General features: G+C 71.2%; 2 protein-coding genes and 1 pseudogene. 2 read left to right on the top strand and 1 reads right to left on the bottom strand.

All coding sequences use genetic code 11. From position 1 onward, the window contains the following. Positions 1–25: 25 nt before the first annotated feature. Together A8G18_RS22075 and A8G18_RS22070 are read left to right on the top strand one after the other, a co-directional pair. Complete coding sequence (locus A8G18_RS22075) at positions 26–820, top strand: ABC transporter ATP-binding protein (RefSeq protein WP_157100874.1); 795 nt, start codon at positions 26–28, stop codon at positions 818–820. Positions 821–898: 78 nt separating this feature from the next. Further along, positions 899–1,309 (top strand): BlaI/MecI/CopY family transcriptional regulator, encoded by a 411-nt coding sequence (locus A8G18_RS22070; RefSeq protein WP_064065563.1) that lies wholly within the window; start codon positions 899–901, stop codon positions 1,307–1,309. A gap of 145 nt (positions 1,310–1,454) precedes the next feature. Here the strand turns inward: A8G18_RS22070 and A8G18_RS23730 are convergent. Beyond that, positions 1,455–1,689 (bottom strand): annotated as a pseudogene (locus tag A8G18_RS23730) (M56 family metallopeptidase); the annotation flags it as partial.

Below are 1,689 nucleotides of genomic sequence, written 5' to 3'. Positions count from 1 at the left end.
CGACGATGAGCCGGTCGCCGAGCACATCGGCCTCGGCTACGGCGACCGGCTCATCGTCGACGACCTGGACCTGGCCATCCCCACCGGCGTCGTCACCACCGTCATCGGCCCCAACGGCTGCGGCAAATCCACCCTGCTGCGCGCCCTGAGCCGGCTGCTCGAGCCCCGCACCGGCACCGTGCTGCTCGACGGGCACGACATCACCACCCTGCGCACCCGCGAGGTCGCCCGGGTGCTCGGCATGCTGCCGCAGGCCCCCCTCGCCCCCGAAGGCCTCACCGTCGCCGACCTGGTCGCCCGCGGCCGGCACCCGCACCAGTCCTGGTTCCGGCAGTGGTCCTCCGACGACGAGGACGAGGTCGCCGTCGCCCTCGAACGCACCGGCATCGCCGACCTCGCCGACCGGCCCATCGACGAACTGTCCGGCGGGCAGCGGCAACGCGCCTGGATCTCCATGGCGCTCGCCCAGGGCACCGACATCCTGCTGCTCGACGAACCGACCACCTATCTCGACCTGGCGCACTCGGTGGAGGTCCTCGACCTCGTCGACCGGCTGCACAGCGAACTCGGCCGCACCGTGGTGATGGTGCTGCACGACCTGAACCTGGCCGTGCGCTACAGCGACCACCTGGTGGTGATGAAGGACGGCCGCGTCGTCGCCTCCGGTGTCCCGTCCGAGGTGATCTCCGTGGAACTGCTGCGGGAGGTGTTCGATCTCGACGCCTCCGTCATCGACGATCCGGTCTCCGACCGGCCGCTGATCGTGCCCATCGGCACCCGCCACGTCTACGGCGCCGCCGGAGGTCCCCACCGGGCGTGACCAGGATCCCACCCCAGGTCAATCCCTACGACCAGGGGTAGTACGCACATTCGTCGGAGAAATCCGTAGAATCGACCCATGGCAGCACTCGGCGAACTCGAACGCGCAGTGATGGACCACCTGTGGTCCACCCCCGAACCCCAGACCGTCCGGCAGGTCCACGAGGCCCTCTCGGCCCACCGCAATCTCGCCTACACCACCGTCATGACGGTCCTGCAGCGCCTCGCCAAGAAGAACCTCGTCATCCAGCAACGCGACGACCGCGCCCACCGCTACCTGCCGGTGCACGGCCGCGACGAACTCGTCGCCAGCCTCATGGTCGACGCCCTCGACCAGGCCGACGAGACCGCCGGTCGCGCCGCCGCCCTCGTCCACTTCGTCGGCCGCGTCGGCGCCGACGAGGCCGCCGCCCTGCGCGCGGCGCTGGCGAAACTCGAAGCGCACCACGGCGACGACAGCACCGGCCACGACACCGAGCGGGCCGGCTGACACACTCGATGTCATGAACGCGACCACGGCGCTGTTCTTCGGAACCACAGCGCTTCTCCTCGCCGGACCGGTGCCGGGGCTGCTCGCCCGCGCCACCTGGCCGCACCGCAACCCCCGGGCCGCCCTGGTGCTGTGGCAGTCCGTGGCGCTGGCGGCGGGTGCGCACCGCGACGCGCAGTACGGAGAAGATCAGGCGGGCACCGATGAACACGGTGAGGGCGAACACGACGATGTAGGTCAGCCACAGGGGCAGACCGAGGGCGTCGATCTCTTCGAGGGGGCCGGTGGTGGGGCGGCCGTCGGCGCCGGGGGCGAGCAGTCGGGCCGCGATGGCCAGACCGCTGCTGAACGCGGAGAGCACCGCCGCCAGCGCCACGGAC

The sequence above is a fragment of the Rhodococcus gordoniae genome (assembly GCF_001646655.1).
GTDB lineage: Bacteria > Actinomycetota > Actinomycetes > Mycobacteriales > Mycobacteriaceae > Rhodococcus > Rhodococcus gordoniae.
Note: the sequence above shows the minus strand (reverse complement) of the source record. Positions and strands in the feature narration are given on the sequence as shown.

Excerpts from the sequence above, each read along its gene's own strand:
- A8G18_RS22070 (WP_064065563.1), top strand. The coding sequence starts at position 899 with ATGGCAGCACTCGGCGAACTCGAACGCGCAGTGATGGACCACCTGTGG.